The organism is Pseudomonas brassicae (assembly GCF_010671725.1).
Lineage (GTDB): Bacteria > Pseudomonadota > Gammaproteobacteria > Pseudomonadales > Pseudomonadaceae > Aquipseudomonas > Aquipseudomonas brassicae.
The window spans coordinates 1-1,319 of the sequence record NZ_JAAHBU010000642.1 but is presented as its reverse complement, the minus strand read 5'-3'; the positions used below and the strand labels follow the sequence as shown (position 1 = coordinate 1,319).

Below are 1,319 nucleotides of genomic sequence, written 5' to 3'. Positions count from 1 at the left end.
TTTGGGTTGAAAGGTGGTAAGTAACTTGGTCTGCACTTCGAAAGGAATTTTAGCCATTTCGGAGAGAAGCTCTGCACCCCGTGATTGAGTTGAGAGCATCCTTGGAAAAACTCAGTTTTAAGGTGTCTAGGGCCACAAGAATGACCCAGTTTTTGAATTTCTAAAAACTGGACTGAAACCCGCTGTTGTTCCAGTAGACTCATCGATCTGCAAAATGCTATCACGCCAGTAAACTGCAATTCGTTCAGCCTCGTACGATGTTATGAGACCTCTCAACTCATCTAGGCTAAGTTCTTCTGCCAGCGCTACTTCCTTGAGGCTTGTGTTTAGTTTAACGAGTTTTCCACTGATCGGGGCCTTGAATGAGAGTATAGTCATGCTATTTCCCACCAGTGATTTTCTTCACGGACTTGCAGAAGTCTGGAATGCTTTCGGCCAAACGCTTTTGGCCCGCCTTCCAACTCCTGACGTGCAACTTCGATATCTAGTCTGTAGTAGACTTCAGTGAGGAGATGTACGCGTGCCGCATGAATATTTGAGTTACCTCCTTGCTGAGCCTTAGGTGGGATGCGCAGAAGTAACCAAAAAAAATGTCGCGCGCCATGCGGATTAACCCCCTTTCTGCTTCCTTTGAGTCCTATCTTGGAGGCGCAGCGATAAAATGACTTGTCCATGTTGGCTATTTTCAACGGGGTGCCGAATTCTTCTCCGTCTTTAATGTTAACAAAATAGTACGGGTGCTCATCTCGTACATGGTTCCTGTATTGTTGCATATATTCAGTGTGTAAGTGCGCGCAGTACTCGCCCATTTCAGGAATTAGCCACTGTAGTGTCGCTTCCTGATTGTCATTTTCAAAAGTCATTCCCTTCCAACCTGCGTGAAGGGGATGACTAGGGTCAAGCTTGTTGCGAGGCCCCAAATTGTATCGCTGTTGAAGGAACTCAAGTCGAGTGCCTTTCTGTTTACCGACGTACTTTTCGTCCCATTCGTGCACGCCCTCAACTGGATCCGCTAAACGTACAACCGCTACACCATTTCTGATTCTTATATCTGTGACGTACAGATGGAATGGCTCAGACTTCCTTAGTCCGCCAAAGAATAGCAGTAACAGAAAAAGTTTATCTCTTGTGGACGATGCGGCCCTTATAAGCTCCAACACCTTGTCCGCAGGGAAGTGTTTTGGGATTCTGTTCTTTTTGTTCTTCTTTCGTGGTGTCCGATTGGTTCTGGTTGGCGACTATGTCCTCGGGCTTCCTGAGTGAATTGCTGAAGTTGGAAGTTTCTATCCATGTTTTTTGATGCCATCTTAGAGTTGAGA

At 46.0% G+C, this 1,319-nt stretch carries 2 protein-coding genes; both read right to left on the bottom strand.

The genetic code is table 11. The features are described from left to right. Positions 1–374: 374 nt before the first annotated feature. Entirely contained in the window at positions 375–863 is a 489-nt protein-coding gene (locus tag G3436_RS26875) for a hypothetical protein (protein WP_163951389.1), read from the bottom strand. A gap of 256 nt (positions 864–1,119) precedes the next feature. Then, on the bottom strand, positions 1,120–1,319 hold a 200-nt coding region (locus tag G3436_RS28165), incomplete at its 5' end, for a hypothetical protein (protein ID WP_243667357.1).

What these genes read in the sequence shown, in the direction of transcription:
- G3436_RS26875 (WP_163951389.1), bottom strand. Translation starts at nt 863, where the DNA reads ATGACTTTTGAAAATGACAATCAGGAAGCGACACTACAGTGGCTAATT.